The following is a 19,757-nucleotide window of genomic DNA, read 5'->3' as shown; positions in this document are numbered from 1 at the left end:
GGTTTGGCGGATTGGATTCATGCCGGTTCGCTTGATGTTCTTAAAAAGTCACGTCAACGAAGGTCAAGCTGACCTGAACGCTGACGTGACGGAATCTCAATTACTCTACAGAACGCAGTAATTCATTGATACCGGTTTTTGCTAATGTTTTGGCATCGACTTTTTTCACAATAATTGCCGCATATAACTGACAGGTACCGCAACTAGACGGTAATGTTCCGGGCACCACAACTGAGCCTGCTGGTACTCGACCATAATGCACTTCGCCGGTTTCACGGTCAAAAATCTTGGTAGACTGACCAATGTATACACCCATTGAAATCACAGAGCCTTCTTCGACAATAACGCCTTCAACAATTTCCGAACGAGCACCGATAAAACAATTATCTTCGATAATGGTGGGGCCAGCTTGCAATGGCTCCAAAACACCGCCGATACCAACACCGCCAGATAGGTGAACGTTTTTACCAATTTGTGCACAGGAACCGACCGTGGCCCATGTGTCGATCATACAGCCGTCATCAACGAACGCGCCGATGTTGACAAACGAAGGCATGACGACGACATTTTGACCAATAAAACTGCCGGTACGAACGCTAGCACCTGGCACTACACGCACACCATCTTTATTGAAATCGGCACGACCATAGCCTTCATATTTTAACGGCACTTTATCAAAATAAGTGCTTTCACCGGCGTGCATCACCTGATTATCATTGATACGAAAAGACAGCAGAACCGCCTTTTTCAACCATTGATTGACCACCCAGTCGCCATTAATTTTTTCGGCAACGCGGGCGTGCCCTTTATTTAATAAATCTAAAGCCGCTAAAATTGAATTTTTAACGTCAGGATCGACACTGCTTGGGCTGATATTTGCTCTGTCCTCAAAAGCTTGTTCAATTATTCTTTGAATTTCTTTCATTGATGGTTTCCTACGGACTATTTATCTTTAAGTTTAAAGTATTCGCGCATTGCTTGAGCATTGAGCCGAGGTTTGTTTTTCTTGAACGGATTGCTCAAAATAGCAAACTTAGCCAACGTTCAAATTAACGCTGTTGCTATCAATTGACAGAGTTCATCTCTATCTCTTTTTTTTGTAAATTTATTTATGGCGCATCATCATGCGCCATTTCAATACAATGTAACCTTATAACTACATGGTTTCAGTGTTAGGCGTTGGGTGTTTATGCGGGCAAAGCTGCGCTTCTAACTGCGCTTGCTGCTCTTCGTTTAGTGCACAGTTTTCCGCGGTAGAAATTAAAAACATATCTTCGGCCCGTTCACCAAAAGTAGTGATTTTTGCTGAATGTATCGTCAATTCTTGCTCTTGGAACACTTTGCCAACTTCGGCAAGTAATCCAGGGCGGTCAAGTGCCACGAGTTCCATCGCAGTAACCTTGGTATTATTGTGAGGAATAAAGCTGATTTCGGTTTGGATATCAAATTGCTTAAATTTATGGGGCACAGGTTGTGGCACAATGGTAATGGCCTGTTGTTCCGACAAACATTGCTCCAATGTTTCCTGAACGTCCTTCATGTGGTAGTCATCTTTCAACGCCAAGCCTTTGCCATCTAACACCACAAACGTATTTAAGGTGTAACCATCTTTACTGTTCAATATTTTTGCATCATGAATCGATAATTTTTTGCTACCCAGTACCGCGACGATTGTGGCAAAGATATTGGATTTGTCTTTGGTGTAGACAAAAACTTCGGTACCACCACGATAGGCCTTGGGGCTAACTAACACTAAAGGCTTGGATCGGTCATGGGCGAAAATCGCCTTTGAATGCCAGCGTATCTGCTGTGGACTGTAACGCAGGAAATAGTCAGGTTTAAATTGTTTCCAAACCGGTTTGATCAAATCTTTACTGAGTTCATCCTGATTTAGCAGCATTAGCGCCTGTTGCTGGTTTTCTTTGATCTGTGCTCGGTATTCAACCGGTTTTTCCAGCCCTCTGCGCAAGGCTCTTTTGGTGGAGAAATAGAGCTCGTCAAGTAGGTTACCTTTCCAGCTATTCCACAAACTTTCATTCGTCGCTCGCATATCGGCAACGGTTAAGCAATAAAGGTAATCGAGATGCGCTTCGTCGCGCACGATCTCGCCAAACTCACGAATAACATTGGGGTCGGAGATATCCCGGCGTTGTGCGGTAACCGACATCAACAAATGGTATTTCACCAACCAGGAAATCATATTGGTATCATGCTTACTTAGACCATGCATTTCACCAAATTTTATCGCATCGACGGCGCCGAGTTCGCTGTGACTGCCACCACGACCTTTGGCGATATCATGAAAGATACCGGCAATATACAATAATTCGGGTTTACGAATGCGCTGTACAATTTTACTGCACAAAGGGAACTCATGATTGTGTTCCGGCAAGGAGAAACGATAGAGATTTTTGATTAAGCGATAACTGTGCTCGTCGACAGAATAGGCGTGGAACAAGTCGAATTGCATCTGCCCGACAATGTTTTGCCATTCCGGCAAATAGTTCGCCAAAATTTCATGATGATGCATTAAGTTAAACGCACGTCCCAGGCCTCGCGGATGGCGCATTAATGCCATAAACAGGCGTCGGCATTCAGCGTAATCAATGAGTTCAGAAATTAGGCGACGGCGAGAATTACGCAGTAAGCGAATCGTATCGGAATGTATCCCTTTTACCTGAGGATTGTCGGCAATGACTAAAAATAATTTCATCATCATTTCCGGGCGTACAAAGGTGCGGGAGCTTTTTACCTGGATCAGGTTACCGATCATCATGAAGTCTTTATCGATATCAACTTCACGTTGTTTTTCATCATGATTCAATATGGCTTGCTGGAAATGCTGCAACAGCATTTCATTGAGTTCGGACACATAGTTGATAACCCGGAAAAATCGTTTCATCATCCGTTCAATGGCTTTTTTACCGTCTTCCCCAAACCCCATCAGGCGGGCAACGTCGCCTTGATAATCGAACAATAACCGATTTTCACTTCGACCGGCGATGATGTGCAGCGCGAATCGCATCCGCCATAGGTAATCCTGACATTCAATAAGCTCATAGAATTCATTTTGTGTCAGGTATTTGTGTTGCACCAATTCGTCAAGGCTATCGGCGTGAAAATGGCGTTTGGCAACCCAGGAAATATTCTGAATGTCCCTAAGGCCACCAGGGTTCGCCTTTAAATTTGGCTCAAGGGTATAAGCTGCGCCTTTGTATTGCTGGTGACGTTTAATTTGTTCATCACGTTTAGCGATAAAAAATTTTTCAGACGGCCAGAATTTTTTTACCCACAGTTGTGGCCATAATTCTTCTGCCAGTGCCTGGTTGCCGCAAATCAGTCGTGACTCCAGCAAATTGGTGGCAATGGTGACATCGCTGCTTGCCAATTTAATGCATTCTTTGACACTGCGAACGCTGTGGCCAATATCAAGGCGAATATCCCAAAGTTGGGTAATAAACCCACCAATGTACTCTTCCAACTCTTTGGTCAGCTTCTTTTGGGTAAGAATCAGGATGTCGATATCGGAATAAGGATGTAATTCACCGCGCCCGTAACCGCCAACGGCCATTAACGCGATTTGATGTTCATCAAGATGCTGCTGGCACCAGACTTTATTGAGTACGCGATCAACGTACTCGGCTCGGGCATGAACTAATTGGGTTATCTCATGACCGGCAAAAGAATCCGCCAGCCATTGATAGAATTCTTCACTTTGCTGATGAAAATCGCTAATTTCCATTGATGGAGCGGCAAGCGATAAACGCTCTTGAAATCGCTGGGGTAAAAAACTTGCTTCAACCACGGTACAAATACATCCTTCTTGACTGGCAAAATCCGCTTTACTTAGTTGACCAACACCCTTGGCAGGTCTTTTTCTTCATTTCGATGGGTTAGGATTTCACACCCGTTTTTAGTCACCAAAATGGTGTGTTCCCACTGGGCTGAATTTTTGCCATCAAGGGTATAGGCCGTCCAACCGTCGTCTTTATCGAGCACAGTGCCACCTTTTCCAAGGTTGATCATCGGCTCAATGGTAAAAATCATCCCTTCTTTCATGACTCGACCATCGCCATTTTTATAATGCAATATTTGCGGCTCTTCATGAAACACCGTACCAATTCCATGGCCACAGAAATCTTTGACGATACCGTAACGACCGGCTTTTTTGATGTGCTTTTGAATGGTCGCACCAATTTCATTAAATTTATTACCGGGCTTCACCTTGCGAATGGCGGCATAAAGACTCTCTTGGGTGATCCGGCACAGGCGACGATTTTCCGGGCTGACATTGCCAACCATAAACATCTTGGAGGTATCGCCATGATAATAGGTTTTTTCATCTTGCGGTGTATCTTCGCCATCGAAGGAAATCTTGCAGGTAATATCAATGTTGATGATATCGCCATCCTGGAGAGTTTGTGACGAGGGAATACCATGGCAGACAACGTGGTTTACGGAAGTACAAATGGATTTAGGGAATCCACCATCGCCATTGGCATCAGCACCGTAATTTAATGGTGCAGAAAGGGCATTGTTCTCTTTCGTATACTGGGCACATAGGGTATCCAGTTGTTCTGTCGTTACCCCGGCTTTAACATGGGGCTCTATCATTTCCAAAACGCTGGCGGCCAGCTTTCCGGCAACGCGCATATGTTCAATGTCACTTTGGCTTTTAATGACAATACTCATTCGATTCCTCAAAGAATTGGACAACTGTCTCTGGATAGAGAAAGTGGGCATCAAAGCCGAAATAATAACCTAAAATAAGGGCTTATGCCATAACGAGTAGGGTAAGGTACCGGCAAATTTGAGTAAATACTTAATTATTTTATTCTAGGTTGCAAATTGCGGCACGCAACTCGGTTGTCGAAACAATGAAAACGATAAGAATTTTTCTTCGAGTCTTTATTTTTTAGTCGGTTAATGGTATAAAGCACCGCCCATGAAAAAGCCACTGGCTGATTCAAGGGTTCGAGTTCAATTTTTGAACATATTATTTAAAAACTCACATACATCGGCAAACGTGTTCCGGGGTGCTGCTCTGATATAGAATCAGCTGCGGTCGGTAATACGGGATGTATGGACGCTTAACCCCATGAGGATTATAAAATGCCAAACGTATCTATGCGCGATATGCTTAAGGCCGGCGTACACTTCGGTCACAAAACTCGTTACTGGAACCCAAAAATGAAATCATACATTTTTGGTGCACGTGACAAAGTTCATATCATCAACCTTGAGCAAACTGTACCACTTTTCAATGACGCTCTAGCTTTCTTATCTGGTGTTTCATCGAAGAAAGGTAAAGTTTTATTTGTTGGTACTAAGCGCGCGGCAAGCGATGCTGTTAAAGAAGCAGCGCTAAAATGTGATCAATTCTACGTTAACCATCGTTGGTTAGGTGGTATGTTGACTAACTGGAAAACGGTTCGTCAATCTATCAAACGTTTGAAAGATCTTGAATCTCAAAGCACAGACGGTACTTTCGATGCTTTAACCAAGAAAGAAGCATTAATGCGTACTCGCGAAATGGAAAAGCTTGAGAAAAGCCTTGGTGGTATCAAAAACATGGGTGGCCTTCCAGACGCTATCTTTGTTATCGATGCTGACCACGAGCACATTGCGATCAAAGAAGCAAACAACTTAGGTATCCCAGTAATTTCTGTTGTTGATACTAACTCAAACCCAGACGGTATTGATTACATCATCCCAGGTAACGATGATGCGATCCGTGCAGTAAGCTTATACCTTGATTCTGCAGCAAACGCTGTAATCGAAGGTCGTGAGACTAACATTGCTGTACAAGCTGAAAAAGACGGTTTTGTAGAAGCTGAATAAGCGAATTGTATCTCGGCTGACTGGTTTCTCAGTCAGCCAAACTTAATACTTATTTTGAGGAATTAACTTATGGCAATTACTGCTGCATTAGTTAAAGAATTACGCGATCGCACTGGCGCTGGCATGATGGATTGTAAGAAAGCCCTTCAAGAAGTTGATGGCGATATGGAACTTGCGATTGAAAATATGCGTAAGTCCGGTCAGGCAAAAGCGGCTAAAAAAGCGGGTAACATCGCTGCTGAAGGTCAAATCATCATCAAAGATGGTACTTTGGTTGAAGTTAACTGTCAGACTGACTTCGTTGCTAAAGACAACAACTTCTTAGCATTTGCTAACAAAGTTGCAGATGCTGCCGCAGCAACTAAACCTTCAATTGAAGAGTTAAAAGCACAGTTCGAAGATGAGCGTGTGACTTTAGTTGCAAAAATCGGAGAAAACATCAATGTTCGTCGTGTCGCTTATGTTGAAGGTGCAAACCTTGCTTCTTATAAGCACGGTGCAAAAATTGGTGTTGTTGTTGCCGGTGAAGGTGACGCAGAATCTCTTAAGCACGTAGCAATGCATATCGCAGCGTCTAAGCCTGAGTACATCAACCCTGAAGATGTTCCAGCTGACGTTGTTGAAAAAGAAAAAGCTATCCAAATCGATATCGCGATGAACGAAGGCAAGCCTGCGGAAATCGCTGAGAAAATGGTTATTGGCCGGATGAAGAAATTCACTGGTGAAATTTCATTGACTGGTCAAGCTTTCATCATGGAACCAAAGCGTACTGTTGGTGACGTGTTAAAAGAGAAAGGTGTTTCAGTCTCGAATTTCGTTCGTTTAGAAGTAGGCGAAGGTATCGAGAAGAAAGAAGAAGATTTCGCCGCTGAAGTTGAAGCGCAAATCGCTGCAGCGAAAGGCGAATAATCACCTTTTGGTAAACTGCTGCGCAGTTTACGGTGTTATTTTCTTTTAGGACTTTTTAAAGTCACATAAACGTATTAAAATAGCCACGGTCAGAAATGTCCGTGGCTATTTTTTTAACAACCTCAAGGAATGTTTATTTTATGAGCACAAATCCCAAACCATCATATCGTCGAATCTTACTCAAATTAAGTGGTGAAGCCTTAATGGGCGACGAGGGATTTGGTATCGATCCCAAAATCCTTGACCGAATGGCTCATGAAATTAAAGAATTGATTGAGATGGGTGTGCAAGTAGGCCTGGTTATCGGTGGTGGTAACCTGTTTCGCGGCAAAGGGCTCGCGGAAGCTGGAATGAACCGAGTTGTAGGCGATCAAATGGGGATGCTGGCAACGGTAATGAATGGTCTGGCGATGCGAGACGCATTGCACCGTGCGTTTGTGAATGCCCGCCTGATGTCTGCAATCGACTTAACCGGTGTTTGCGACAGTTACAACTGGGCTGAAGCGATTAGCTTACTAAAATCGGGCCGTGTGGTAATTTTTTCCGCCGGTACAGGCAACCCATTTTTTACCACAGATTCCGCAGCCTGTTTGCGCGGTATCGAAATTGAAGCCGACGCGGTATTTAAAGGGACCAAAGTTGACGGCATCTATTCTGATGATCCGGTGACCAATCCGGATGCGGAATTGTACTCTAAGCTTTCGTATTCAGAAATTTTAGATAAAGAATTGAAAGTAATGGATTTAGCAGCATTTACCTTAGCTCGCGACCACTCGATGCCGATTCGCGTGTTTAATATGAACAGGGAAGGCGCATTGAAATCCATTATTCTTGGCGGTAGCGAAGGTACCGTTATCGACCATGTTGAAAATTTGAATTAAACTCCTGTTAATACACAGGTTTAAAGAAGGAAGAATATTTTGATTAATGAGATCAAACTGGATGCCAAAACCCGAATGGCGAAAAGCGTAGAAGCGTTAAAGACCAACCTGAATAAAATTCGAACCGGTCGTGCTCACGCGTCTTTATTAGATAACATCAGCGTAGAATATTACGGCATGGCAACGCCTTTGAATCAAGTCGGTAATATATCTACTCCGGACGCTCGTACTATCGCGATTACTGTGTTTGATAAAGCCATGATCGGTGCGGTTGAAAAAGCAATTATGGCTTCTGATTTGGGTTTAAATCCATCATCACAAGGCACATTGATTCGAATTCCACTTCCACCGCTAACGGAAGAACGTCGTCGAGACCTAGTTAAGGTTGTTGGTGGCGAGATTGAAGGCGGTAAAGTTGCCATTCGAAATATTCGTCGCGATGCAAATTCCGATATCAAAAGCTTAAACAAAGATAAAGACATCAGTGATGACGAAGCGCGTCAGGGTGAAGACGAAATTCAAAAAATTACCGATGAATACATTAAGCAGTGTGATTCCATCGCCGCAGAAAAAGAAAAAGAGTTAATGGAAATCTAAGGTTTTGCATTAACGAAACGCCGTATTTTCTATCAACAGAAGTAACATAGCGTTGCTTGGCTTGATAAAATGTACGGCATTTTTATATGATGCCAAATCGTAATGAAAAAAATTGTAATTTAAAGGGATATCATGTCTGTACCGCAACACGTTGCTATTATCATGGACGGCAATGGACGCTGGGCTCAACAGCGCGGCAAAGGCCGTGTCGCGGGCCATAAAGCGGGGGTGGAAACCGTTCGTTCTACGGTGACAACCGCACGTGAATTGGGGGTGAAAGCATTAACTTTGTTTGCGTTTAGCAGTGAAAACTGGAAGCGACCCGAAGAAGAAGTTAGTGTGTTGATGGATTTGTTTATGTTTGTCCTGACTCGAGAAGTTAAGCGACTACACAAAAACAATATTCGTTTCCTGCTTATCGGAGATAAAAAGCGGTTTTCTCAAAAACTACAGAAGAAGATTACAGAGGCTGAGCAGCTAACTAAAAACAATGACGCTATGGTGTTATCCATTGCTGCCAATTATGGTGGACGTTGGGATATTGCCAAGGCTTGTCAAAAAATCGCTCAAAAAGCCGTGAATGGCGAGGTAAATCCCGCCGAAATTAATGAGCATATGCTCGATAGATATATTCAGTTGTCCCAGTTGCCAGAGCTGGATTTGTTGATTAGAACCGGTGGTGATTACCGGATTAGCAATTTCCTCTTGTGGCAAGCCGCTTATGCGGAGTTTTTCTTTACCGAAAAACTCTGGCCGGAATTTGACGCAGACGCGTTCAAACAAGCTTTGCAAGCTTTCAGCCATCGCGAACGTCGCTTTGGACAAACCGGTGAGCAGGTCAGAGGCATCTGAAATAGACTTGGGTAGTTTAACCTGAGTTTATGAACTTTAAAAAGGAAGCACGTTTGTTAAAGCAACGTATTATTACTGCAGTAATCTTAGCGCCGATTGCCATTGCAGCCATATTTTTTCTAAGCTTGCCCTGGTTAGCCGCGGCACTATTATTTGTTATGGCGATAGGTGCCTGGGAATGGGGCCCGTTAATGGGGTTTGACAACAAGCGTCGTCGTATTGCTTTTGTGTTGGGGATCTCGGCTGCAATTGTCGCTCTGTGGATGGTATTACCACCGGAGCAAATCTGGCTACAAAGTGCGGATTCTGAAGACACGTTAAATCCTATCGCGATATGGGTGCTTTCTATCGCTTCCATATGGTGGTTATTTACCATTGTCCTGATTTTTAATTATCCGAATTTCTCAGACTTCTGGGCCAAACATCGCAGTGTCAGAGGCCTGTTTGGGTTGTTCATTTTAGTACCGACCTGGTTAGCGTTCCTAGTGTTAAGAAGCGCCGATATAAATGTCGATGAATTCCACGGTACCCGTCTGTTATTATTACTATTTATGCTCGTCTGGAGTGCGGATATCGGAGCCTATTTTGCCGGTAAACGATTTGGTAAACGCAAGCTGATGCCTAATGTAAGTCCCGGTAAAACGTTGGAAGGTTTTTTTGGTGGCAATGTCAGCGCTGCAATTGCGATGGTGATCATGGGGCTAATTTTTGATTGGCAAAGCCAGCAAATTATCATGGCGGTTGTTTTAGCCTTGTTAATAAGTACGGTATCGGTGTTAGGCGATTTGACCGAAAGTATGTTGAAACGACAAGCCGGTGTAAAAGATAGTGGTTCCATATTGCCAGGACATGGTGGCGTATTAGATCGTATTGACAGTTTAACCGCAACGGCACCGGTTTTTGCTTTGTGTTACGTGATGTTTGGCTGGTAATTGCTGATGACCCAAACGCACAACAGTTCACCCTTTCCTCAGGGGGTCTGTATCCTGGGTTCGACGGGCTCGATTGGACAAAATACTCTGGATGTTATTCGTCGCCATCCGGATTTATACCGGGTCGAATCGCTCAGCGCCAACCAACGTGATGAGCTGATGTTGGCTCAATGTCGAGAGTTTAACCCTTCGAAGGTTGTTATGGTGTGCCCTGACGCCGCGCAGCGTTTGCAAGACAGCCTGGCCCAAGAGCAACTATCGCATATTCAGGTATTTTCCGGCGATCTTGCTTTGCAGACCATTGCCGGTGAAAAAACGGCACCCATTGTGATGGCAGCGATTGTTGGCGCCAGTGGCTTGTTACCAACACTGGCAGCGATCAATGCCGATAAGCGGGTATTACTGGCGAATAAAGAAGCGTTGGTATGCTCGGGACAAATTTTTATCGATGCATTACAGGCATCCAATGCGCAACTATTACCGATAGATAGCGAGCACAATGCAATTTTTCAGTGTCTTCCTGAAAATTTTCAGGCAAATAGCACGGCTTTGAACATCCACGAACATGGAGTTAAAAAAATTCTTCTTACCGGTTCTGGCGGTCCATTTCGAACGCTTCCGTTAGAGCAACTGGCAGAGGTTACGCCGGATCAGGCATGCGCACATCCTAACTGGGATATGGGCCGAAAAATCTCCGTAGATTCTGCCACAATGATGAATAAAGGCCTCGAGTTTATTGAAGCTAAGTGGCTGTTTAATTTAGATGTATCCGATATTCAAGTGGTTTTGCATCCACAAAGTACGATCCACTCCATGGTGCAATATCAAGATGGTTCCGTGCTTGCTCAATTGGGTAATCCGGACATGCGAACACCGATTGCTCACGCCTTGGCATATCCTCAACGGATTGACGCAGGCGTTGCCGATTTTGATTTTTTTAATTGTAAGTCATTTGACTTTGGTGCCCCAGACGGGCAAAGATACCCGAACTTATTGTTGGCGATAGAAGCTTGCAAATTGGGTCAAGGGGCATGCACGGCACTCAATGCGGCCAATGAAGTTGCAGTCGCGGCATTTCTTGATAAGCAAATAAAGTTTACCGATATTGCGATTGTGAATGACAAGGTAATGCAGCATTTTGCCAGTATCAGGATCACAACGCTTGACGATGTTAATCAAGTAAACCAAGATGCAAGGCAATTAGCACTATCGCACATTGCCTGCATGGTTGAAGGAACACTACATGTTTGAGTTTTTGTGGAATTTCGCCTCATTTATTGTTGCATTAGGTTTACTCATTACGGTTCATGAATATGGACATTTTTGGGTTGCCAGACGCTGCAATGTAAAGGTTGAGCGATTTTCTATCGGTTTTGGTAAAACATTGTTTAAAACCTACGATAAGCATGGTACGGAATTCGTGATTGCCCTGATCCCGCTTGGGGGTTATGTCAAAATGCTTGATGAACGCGTCGATGATGTTGCAGAAGAAGATCTGCCCTATGCCTTTAATCGTAAAAGTGTTCTGCAACGCATAGCGATTGTGTCAGCGGGTCCTTTGGCAAATTTTATTTTTGCCGTATTTGCTTTTTATTGCTTGATGTTAATTGGGCAAACCCATACCAAGCCAATCGTTGCCAATATCGTACCGGACTCCATTGCTAGTCAATCGGCACTTACCTCAAAACAAGAAATTGTCGCCATAAATGATGAAAAAACTCAGACCTGGCAACAGGTGCAAATGGCGTTAGTGGGTTTGATTGGTGACGACAGTGTATCAATTTCAGCTCGCGATGTGGGCAGCTCATTGGTACGGAAATATACGCTGGATACCTCGGCCTGGGAGTTTGAGCCAAGTAAAGTTTCGGCGATGACAAGTTTAGGTATTGAGCCTTACCGACCTAAAGTGTTGACCCAAATCGCGGCAATTAGTGCCAACAGTCCTGCAGAGGAAGCTGGACTGAAGGTTAGTGACCATATTGAGATGATCGATGGGGTAGAGGTTAAGGATAATTGGCAAGCGCTAGTTAGCCAGGTAGAACAACATCCAGGTGAAAATATTCAATTGTCGGTTTTGCGAAACGGACAAATACAACAAATTAACCTTACACCGGGAACCAAAGATTCCGATGATGGTCGTAAGGTAGGGTTTATTGGGGTTTCCCCAACAGCCGAAGCATGGCCAGAGCAATATCTGATCAATGTCCAATACGGCCCGTTAGAGGCCATTGGAAAGGCGTTCGATGAAACCTGGAGATTAATCAGTTTAAGTTTTAAGACCATAGGTAAGCTGATTACCGGAGACGTTAGTGTTAGTAATTTAAGCGGTCCAATAGGCATTGCTCAGGGAGCAGGAGATTCTGCGAGCTATGGAATTGTCTATTTTCTAGGCTTTTTAGCCTTGATTAGCGTTAATTTAGGAATAATTAACCTTTTACCGCTGCCAGTACTTGATGGCGGCCACTTACTTTATTATGTTATAGAACTTTTCAGCGGCAAACCGGTACCCGAGAAAGTTCAAGAAATCGGTTTTAAGTTCGGAGCCCTGGTTCTTTTGATGTTGATGAGTATTTCACTCTTTAACGATTTCTCCCGGCTTGGACAATAGTTAGTAAATAAGTTGACAGATCGTATGATAATAAGAAAACTCGCCTTAGCAGTATTACTGGGCAGCATTGGTTGCAATGTAAACGCAGCTGATGAATTTGTTGTAGAAGATATTCAAATTAAAGGACTGCAAAGGGTTGCGCTGGGAGCTGCACTAACACATCTACCTGTGAGTGTCGGTGATGAGTTAAGTGAATTTAGAATTTCACAATCCATTAAGTCTTTGTATGCTTCTGGACACTTCCACGAAATTAGTGTGTTCAGAGACGGCAATGCCATTATTTACCGTGTCAAGGAACGGGAAACCATTTCTGATATTACCTTTGATGGTAATGATGACATTAAAGATGAGCAGCTTCAGGAAAGCCTCGACGATAGCGGGATCCGTATTGGTGAAACACTCGATCGCTCAGTGTTGACCAACATCGAAGCGGGCCTTGAAGATTTTTACCACAGTGTTGGTAAATATAACGCCAAGGTAACCTCTAAAATTACGCATTTACCAAGAAATCGAGTGAATTTAGTTTTTGATTTTGAAGAAGGTGATGCGGCGGCAATTGAGCAAATCAACATTGTTGGTAATGAACTATTCACGGATGCTCAGCTGTTAGAAAAAATTGAATTGACCTATGATTCCCCTTGGTGGAATTTCATGGCTCAGGACAGATATCAGAAACAGACTTTGCAAGGGGATATGGAAACCATTGAGAGTTATTATTTAGATCGCGGTTATCTGCGTTTTAATGTTGACTCAACTCAGGTTTCAATGAGTCCAAACAAAGAAGGTGTCTATATCACGTTAAATGTCACTGAAGGTGAGCAATATACCGTTAGTGAAGTTGAGTTTGTCGGCGATATGGCCGGTTATGAAGAAACCATTGAACGCATCACTCCGCTGCGCACCGATACGCTTTATTCCGGTGCGGAAGTTACCTACAGTGAAGAATTGATTTCCAATTTCCTCGGCCGGTTTGGTTATGCATACCCGGAAGTGAAAACGGTTCCGGAAATTAATGAAGAAGACAAAACTGTGAAACTTGTGGTCTCTGTCGATCCGGGCAAACGGGTATATGTCAATCGGGTTAATTTCTCCGGCAATGATGTGACGTCTGAAACTGTATTGCGTCGTGAAATGCGTCAGATGGAAGGTTCGTGGTTATCGAACTCTTGGGTCGAAGCATCAAAAATGCGGATCCAGCGCTTGCCATATTTTGAAACGGTTGAGTTCGAGACAACACCGGTCGCGGGTGAAGAAGATCTGGTCGATGTTGATTTTACGGTTAAAGAACAGCCCTCAGGTTCATTTACCGCAGGTATCGGTTATGGTTCATATTCCGGCTTAAGTTTGAATGCCGGGATCCAGCAAAATAACTTTTTAGGTACCGGGAACCGCTTAGGTTTTCAGATTAATACCAACCGTTATTCTCGCAACGCGAATATCTCATACACGGATCCGTATTTTACGATTGATGGCATCTCTTTGGGCGGAAATATATTCTACTCTGAATTTGATGCAGGTTCAGCCAACCTTGTTAACTATAATCAGACCTCCTATGGAACGGGTGTTAACTTTGGTTTCCCAATTAACGAATACGTACGACTGAATTTTGGTGCTGCATACAAATACAGTGAAATTTCGAACCTTCAGTCTTATGAACAAATCAAAGATTTTTACAAGATTTTCCAGGATCCAGAAAATCCTGATGCGAAGCTGAATTTCAATACCTATGACTTAAACGGTACGATTTCTCGAATTACATTAAACCGTGGTACTTTCCCAACGGCAGGTTCGAGTATGTCATTGTCCGCGAAAGTGACGGCTCCGAATTCTGATATTCAGTATTTCAAAGGTAAATTTGACTCGAAATTTTATTTTCCTTTAAGCCGTGATCATCGCTGGACTTTCCTAACCCGCTTAGAAGCCGGTTACGGTAACGGCTATGGTGACACGAATGGTAATGATTTTCTGTTACCGTTTTGGGAGAACTTCCGCGCCGGTGGTTCCGATACCATGCGCGGTTTTGAAAATAACACTGTCGGTCCTCGTGCGATCTTCAGAACCTCGACCTCTATACCAGGATTGCCTGGTGAGCAGGAAGTTCTAGGTCCAGACTCTGACGCGATTATTATTGATAACCGCCGAAGCGTTGGTGGTAATGCGTTATTAATTGGTGGGGCAGAGCTGATATTCCCGACCCCATTTTTAGATGAAAGTTATGCGAACAGTGTCCGTACCAGTTTGTTCGCAGATATCGGTAATGTCTGGGATACAGAATTTGAATTATCCGATTATGAAGAAATCGACCCTGTCTACTTCAATATGATTGACGATTATTCCGATCCAATGCGTTTCCGTGCATCGGCAGGTATCTCGATACAATGGTTGTCACCGATGGGACCGATGATATTTAACTTTGCCAAGCGATTAAAAACTCAAGAAGGCGATGATCATGAATTCTTTAGCTTTAATATTGGTAAAACGTTTTAGTTTCAGGCAGGATAGGCTGATCAACGAAGAACAAAAACTAGGAGAAGTAAGTTGAACAAATTAATGAAAACTTTAGCATTCACTGCAGCTGCATCGACTATGCTATTTTCCGGCGCATCGATGGCCGCGGATCAAAAAATTGCAACCGTAAACGTACAAAAAGTTGTCTCGCAATTGCCACAAATGGCAACGATTCAGCAAACCATTACCGCTGAATTCAAAGAGCCAATGGACGCGTTGAAAAAGCTTGAAGGCGATATCAAGTACAACCTTGAAAAGCGCAAGCGTGACGAAGCGATCATGAGCAAAAAAGAGATTGACGAATTAGACGGTAAAATTGACGCGTTGACCAAAGAGTACCAAGCTAAGGCTCAACCTTTACAACAAAGTCTTAAACGTCGCGAGCAGGAAGAACAGCAAAAAATTCTGCAATTGGTAAAAGCTTCTGTCGATACGGTTGCTGCAGCGGAAGGCTACGATTTGATTTTACAACAATCTGCAATCGTATTTGCCAAGCCAGAGCTTGATATTTCAGCTAAAGTTGTAGAACAAGCATCAAAATCTAACTAAGAGCTGTTTAATGATTACATTAGCGGAGCTGGCCGCCAAGCTAGGCGGCACCGTAAAGGGCAACGGTAATTGTGTCATCCACAAATTGGCAGCATTAGAAGAAGCCGGGAAGGGCGATATCGCCTTTCTGGCTAATTCAAAATACCGACAACATCTACAAAATAGTCAGGCGTCTGTCGTTATTGTTAGCGAAGAAGACGCACCTTACTGCCCCTCCAATGCCTTAATATTGGCCAATCCTTATCTGGGGTTTGCTAAAGTTGCGCAATTTCTCGATACAACTCCAAGCCCAAGTCATGGCATTGCCGCTTCTGCGGTTATCGCTGACGATGCACAACTCGGCGAAAATGTCAGTATTGGCGCAAACTCGGTTATTGAGTCCGGGGTCGTGTTAGCGGACGACGTGATTATCGGCGCCAATTGTTTTGTCGGAAAATGTGCTAAAATTGCCGCCAGAAGTAAGCTCTGGTCGAATATCAGTGTGTATCACAACGTGGTGATAGGCGAAGATTGTCTGATTCAGGCAAACACTGTGATAGGCTCAGATGGCTTTGGCTATGCCAATGATAAGGGTAAATGGGAAAAAATACCGCAGCTAGGCACCGTAATAATTGGCGACAGTGTCGAAATTGGTGCCGGTGTTACTATTGACCGGGGCGCGTTAAAAGATACCGTCGTCGCACAGAACTGTATCATTGATAATCAGGTGCACTTGGCTCATAACGTCCACGTTGGCGAAGGTACCGCGATTGCTGGCTGCAGTGTTGTCGCAGGTAGTACCACAATCGGCAAATACTGTGTGATTGCCGGACAAGTGGGGATTAATGGCCACATTAATATATGTGATGGTGTAGTGCTTACCGGTCAGGCGATGGTCACTAAGGGGATTAATAAACCCGGCACATACTCGTCTGGTATGCCAGCAGCAGAAAGTCGTGAATGGCGTCGTACAACCGCAAGATTGCGACAGTTGGATGATATGTATAAGCGCCTGAGCAAATTAGAAAAGCAATTGTCCAGCTCTAAGGATGATGCAAAGAATAACGATTAAACAGAGGGATAGGTTTTGGAAAGTAGCAAAAATGTCATTGATGTTGAAGAGATAAAGCAGCTGATTCCACATAGGTATCCATTTTTGTTGGTGGATCGGGTTCTAGATTTTGAACCGGGTAAATCCATTCATGCCATCAAAAATGTTACTGTGAATGAGCCGGTTTTTACTGGACATTTTCCAGGGTATTCAATTTTTCCAGGTGTTTTAATCCTGGAAGCACTGGCTCAGGCAAGTGGTATTCTTGGCTTTAAAAGTGTCGAAAATCGTACTGATGGCGAAATGTTTTTATTTGCTTCCATAGATAATGCTAAATTCAAACGTCCGGTTCATCCCGGAGATACGATGCATTTACATATTGAATTTCTCAAGGACCGACGAGGTATGTGGAAGTTTTATGGTGAAGCCAAAGTCGAAGGGAAAGTCGTCTGTAGTGCAGATCTGATGTGTGCAAGAAGAGAGATGTAGTTAGTGATTCATCCGCAAGCGATTATTGAGCCCGGTGCTCAACTTGGCAATAATGTATCAGTTGGTCCTTGGACTTACATTGGTAATGATGTAGTAATTGGCGATGATTGTATTATCGGCTCTCATGTGGTTATCAAAGGCCCCACGAAAATCGGCAAAGGCAATCGTATTTTTCAACACGGTTCCATTGGTGAAGAATGCCAGGATAAGAAGTATGCCGGCGAAGATACTCGTTTGGTTATCGGTGACAACAATGTGTTTCGCGAATGCGTGACCGTGCACCGAGGTACCGTTCAAGACCAATCTCTGACACAAATCGGCAGTAACAACTTATTTATGGCTTATGCCCACGTTGCTCATGATTGTATGATTGGTGATAATTGTATATTTGCCAATAACGCAACCTTAGCAGGACATGTCCATGTGGGGGACTGGGTGATCTTTGGCGGTATGTCCGGGGCACATCAGTTTTGTCATATTGGTTCTCACGCATTTATTGCCGGTGGCGCAATTGTCCTTAAAGACACGCCTCCGTTTGTGATGGCTTCGGGTTACCCGGTTTCACCATTTGGATTAAATACCGAAGGGTTGAAGCGCCGCGGGTTTGAGAAACAAGATATTCTCGCCATTCGCCGCGCTTACAAAGAAGTGTACCGTAAAGGCCAAACCCTAGTCGAAGCAATGCCCGCTTTGAATGAACTGGCACAAGAATCCAAGCATGTTCAGTTTTTCGTGGACTTTATCAACAACTCTTCCCGCGGCATCATTCGCTAATTTATGAGCAATTCCAATCCAATAACCTTTGCTATTGTTGTTGGTGAGCACTCAGGAGACACCCTGGGTGCTGGCTTAATGACACAGTTAAAAGAACGTTACCCCAATGCCAAATTCGTCGGTATTGGTGGTCCCAAAATGCTTAAACTCGGGTTTGACAGCCTGTTTGCCATGGAAGAGTTGGCAGTGATGGGCATTGTCGAGGTGCTTGGCCGCTTAAAACGTTTATTACATGTACGAAAAACCCTAGTTGAATACTTTTCGCAAACACCTCCTGATGTGTTTATTGGGATTGATGCCCCTGACTTTAATTTAGGGCTGGAGCAGCGCCTTAAAGATAAAGGCATTAAAACCGTGCATTATGTCAGTCCGAGCGTCTGGGCCTGGCGTGAAAAGCGAATTTTTAAAATCGATAAAGCCACCGATATGGTGTTGTCATTGCTGCCTTTTGAAAAGCAATTTTATGATAAACATCAGGTCGCATGTACATTTGTTGGCCACCCTCTGGCAGATGATATTCCAATGCATAGTGATAAACTGGCGGCACGAACACAATTAGGGCTAGATCCAAAGGCGAAATATCTGGCGATCATGCCAGGTTCCCGTGGCTCGGAATTGCAACGTTTGCTACCGGATTTTTTTGCCGCAGCAAAAATCCTGCAGCAAAAACATCCCGAATTAAAGTTTGTCGCACCGCTGATCCATGACCTTCGATTGGCTCAATTTGAACAAATTAAGGCCGAGCATGCCCCAGATTTGAAGGTAACAACGATTGTCAATCAGACCCAACAAGTGATGGCTGCCAGTGATTGTTTACTTACCGCATCCGGGACTGTGACGTTGGAAGGGGCTCTGGTAAAACGACCTATGGTGGTTGCCTATAAGTTTCAACAACTCACCTATTGGCTTGGCAGAAGACTTGTAAAACTTAAATGGTTTTCGCTGCCTAATCTTTTAGCGAATAAGTCGTTATTGCCGGAGTTATTGCAATCTCAGGTAACACCAGAAAATCTGGCGAGTGAAGTTGAGCCATTATTATTTGCGGATCAACAAACGCTAATCGATGAATTTACGAAAATTCATCTAATCCTAAAACAAAATGCGAGTGCTCGGGCGGCAGATGCCGTTGAACAGGTATTAACGCAACGTTAATCGGGCTCTTGAAGTCGCTGAGAAGAATTTATGGAACCTTATATCCTACCGGATGTTGAACTGATTGCTGGCGTTGATGAGGTAGGCCGAGGACCTCTTGTTGGTGCGGTGGTTACTGCCGCGGTTATCCTTGACCCTAACAAACCGATTTCTGGCCTGATGGACTCAAAAAAACTGTCAGAGAAGAAACGCAACATCCTCTCCGAACAAATTAAAGAAAGTGCGCTGGCATGGTGTATTGGTCGTTGCGAGGCCTGGGAAATCGACGAACTCAATATTTTGCAAGCAACTATGGTTGCCATGCAACGCGCGGTAAAGGGGTTAAGCGTTCAGCCAGAATTTGTCTTGATCGATGGTAATCGTTGTCCTGAGCTAGAGATGCAATCCGACAGTGTGGTCAAAGGTGATGCCAGAGTTGCTGCCATTAGTGCCGCGTCTATCATCGCCAAAGTTGCCCGCGACCAGGAAATGCACGAACTACACGAACAATACCCCCATTATGGATTTGCAAACCACAAGGGCTACCCGACCAAAGCCCATTTGCAAATCATTCAGGAATATGGCGTACTGGACAATTATCGTAAATCTTTTAGACCCGTAGCCGAAATTATCGCCCGCGATTCAGCTAAGTAAGG

18 protein-coding genes are annotated in these 19,757 nt (G+C 44.0%); 15 read left to right on the top strand and 3 right to left on the bottom strand.

All coding sequences use genetic code 11. The features are described 5' to 3' along the window. Positions 1-100: 100 nt before the first annotated feature. The 3 genes from dapD to map all read right to left on the bottom strand — a co-directional run bounded on the left by dapD (position 101) and on the right by map (position 4,743). On the bottom strand, positions 101-925 hold the full coding sequence (gene dapD / locus FE810_RS01340) for a 2,3,4,5-tetrahydropyridine-2,6-dicarboxylate N-succinyltransferase (protein ID WP_138318221.1): 825 nt from the start codon (positions 923-925) through the stop codon (positions 101-103). A 231-nt stretch (positions 926-1,156) separates the two neighbouring features. Continuing rightward, positions 1,157-3,742, bottom strand: coding sequence for a [protein-PII] uridylyltransferase (gene glnD / locus FE810_RS01335; protein WP_138318349.1), 2,586 nt, complete (start codon positions 3,740-3,742; stop codon positions 1,157-1,159). Positions 3,743-3,846: 104 nt separating this feature from the next. Beyond that, entirely contained in the window at positions 3,847-4,743 is an 897-nt protein-coding gene (gene map / locus FE810_RS01330; protein WP_138318220.1) for a type I methionyl aminopeptidase, read from the bottom strand. Positions 4,744-5,112: 369 nt separating this feature from the next. Here map and rpsB point away from each other — a divergent pair, with 369 nt between their 5' ends. From rpsB to rnhB, 15 genes are all read left to right on the top strand, one after another. Further along, positions 5,113-5,841, top strand: coding sequence for a 30S ribosomal protein S2 (gene rpsB / locus FE810_RS01325; protein WP_138318219.1), 729 nt, complete (start codon positions 5,113-5,115; stop codon positions 5,839-5,841). Between the two features lie 69 nt (positions 5,842-5,910). Continuing rightward, complete coding sequence (gene tsf, locus FE810_RS01320; RefSeq protein ID WP_138318218.1) at positions 5,911-6,750, top strand: translation elongation factor Ts; 840 nt, start codon at positions 5,911-5,913, stop codon at positions 6,748-6,750. Positions 6,751-6,890: 140 nt separating this feature from the next. Further along, on the top strand, positions 6,891-7,631 hold the full coding sequence (pyrH, locus tag FE810_RS01315; RefSeq protein ID WP_138318217.1) for a UMP kinase: 741 nt from the start codon (positions 6,891-6,893) through the stop codon (positions 7,629-7,631). A 39-nt stretch (positions 7,632-7,670) separates the two neighbouring features. Continuing rightward, positions 7,671-8,228 (top strand): ribosome recycling factor, encoded by a 558-nt coding sequence (gene frr / locus FE810_RS01310; RefSeq protein WP_138318216.1) that lies wholly within the window; start codon positions 7,671-7,673, stop codon positions 8,226-8,228. A 132-nt stretch (positions 8,229-8,360) separates the two neighbouring features. Further along, entirely contained in the window at positions 8,361-9,080 is a 720-nt protein-coding gene (gene uppS, locus FE810_RS01305; protein ID WP_138318215.1) for a polyprenyl diphosphate synthase, read from the top strand. Positions 9,081-9,109: 29 nt separating this feature from the next. Beyond that, a complete protein-coding gene (locus tag FE810_RS01300) occupies positions 9,110-10,012 on the top strand; it encodes a phosphatidate cytidylyltransferase (protein WP_246036834.1) in 903 nt (300 codons plus the stop codon). Between the two features lie 6 nt (positions 10,013-10,018). Further along, positions 10,019-11,263 (top strand): 1-deoxy-D-xylulose-5-phosphate reductoisomerase, encoded by a 1,245-nt coding sequence (gene ispC / locus FE810_RS01295; RefSeq protein WP_138318214.1) that lies wholly within the window; start codon positions 10,019-10,021, stop codon positions 11,261-11,263. Continuing rightward, complete coding sequence (rseP, locus tag FE810_RS01290; protein ID WP_138318213.1) at positions 11,256-12,620, top strand: sigma E protease regulator RseP; 1,365 nt, start codon at positions 11,256-11,258, stop codon at positions 12,618-12,620. Before ispC ends, rseP begins: the two co-directional genes overlap by 8 nt. 24 nt (positions 12,621-12,644) lie before the next feature. Continuing rightward, positions 12,645-15,107, top strand: coding sequence for an outer membrane protein assembly factor BamA (bamA, locus tag FE810_RS01285; RefSeq protein WP_138318212.1), 2,463 nt, complete (start codon positions 12,645-12,647; stop codon positions 15,105-15,107). A 51-nt stretch (positions 15,108-15,158) separates the two neighbouring features. Further along, complete coding sequence (locus FE810_RS01280) at positions 15,159-15,677, top strand: OmpH/Skp family outer membrane protein (protein WP_246036832.1); 519 nt, start codon at positions 15,159-15,161, stop codon at positions 15,675-15,677. 10 nt (positions 15,678-15,687) lie between these two features. Next, positions 15,688-16,728 (top strand): UDP-3-O-(3-hydroxymyristoyl)glucosamine N-acyltransferase, encoded by a 1,041-nt coding sequence (gene lpxD / locus FE810_RS01275; protein WP_138318211.1) that lies wholly within the window; start codon positions 15,688-15,690, stop codon positions 16,726-16,728. A gap of 15 nt (positions 16,729-16,743) precedes the next feature. Beyond that, positions 16,744-17,196, top strand: a complete 453-nt coding sequence (gene fabZ / locus FE810_RS01270; protein WP_138318210.1) for a 3-hydroxyacyl-ACP dehydratase FabZ — start codon at positions 16,744-16,746, stop codon at positions 17,194-17,196. A 3-nt stretch (positions 17,197-17,199) separates the two neighbouring features. Next, positions 17,200-17,970: an acyl-ACP--UDP-N-acetylglucosamine O-acyltransferase gene (lpxA, locus tag FE810_RS01265; RefSeq protein WP_138318209.1), complete on the top strand. Its 771-nt coding sequence runs from the start codon at positions 17,200-17,202 to the stop codon at positions 17,968-17,970. Between the two features lie 3 nt (positions 17,971-17,973). Then, complete coding sequence (gene lpxB, locus FE810_RS01260; protein WP_138318208.1) at positions 17,974-19,122, top strand: lipid-A-disaccharide synthase; 1,149 nt, start codon at positions 17,974-17,976, stop codon at positions 19,120-19,122. 30 nt (positions 19,123-19,152) lie between these two features. After that, positions 19,153-19,755 carry a ribonuclease HII gene (gene rnhB, locus FE810_RS01255; protein ID WP_138318207.1) on the top strand — a complete coding sequence of 201 codons (603 nt, stop codon included), beginning with the start codon at positions 19,153-19,155 and terminating at the stop codon, positions 19,753-19,755. Positions 19,756-19,757: the final 2 nt, after the last annotated feature.

Origin of the sequence: Thalassotalea litorea, from assembly GCF_005843925.1 — a bacterium.
Lineage (GTDB): Bacteria > Pseudomonadota > Gammaproteobacteria > Enterobacterales > Alteromonadaceae > Thalassotalea_A > Thalassotalea_A litorea_A.
The sequence above is the reverse complement of the archived record's forward strand: the minus strand, read 5'-3'. Positions and strand labels throughout refer to the sequence as shown.